This is a genomic window from Mesorhizobium sp. M4B.F.Ca.ET.203.01.1.1, assembly GCF_004791025.1.
GTDB classification, from domain to species: Bacteria; Pseudomonadota; Alphaproteobacteria; order Rhizobiales; family Rhizobiaceae; genus Mesorhizobium; species Mesorhizobium abyssinicae.
Map to the genome: position 1 here is coordinate 1 of NZ_SRUO01000286.1, position 284 is coordinate 284.

The following is a 284-nucleotide window of genomic DNA, read 5'->3' on the forward strand; positions in this document are numbered from 1 at the left end:
CGAGCAGGTCGCTGCCGACCTGGAGAAAGTGTTCGGCGAGGAGAGCAAGACGCCCAGCGCCGGCATGTTCCGCTTCCTGCCGCTGGAGAACGCCAACGCCGTGCTGGTGATCACCCCGCAGGTGCGCTACCTGGACCAGATCCAGCAGTGGCTGGACCGCATCGACACCGCCGGCGGCAGTGCCCGCCTGTTCTCCTACGAACTGCGTTACATCAAGGCGCGCGACCTGGCCGAGCGCCTCAGCGAGGCCTTTGCCAGCAGTGGCAACCGGGGCGGTTCCAGCC

General features: G+C 67.6%; 1 pseudogene. It reads left to right on the forward strand.

What is annotated here, in order from left to right:
• A pseudogene (locus EN846_RS34715) lies at window positions 1-284 on the forward strand (hypothetical protein); the annotation flags it as partial.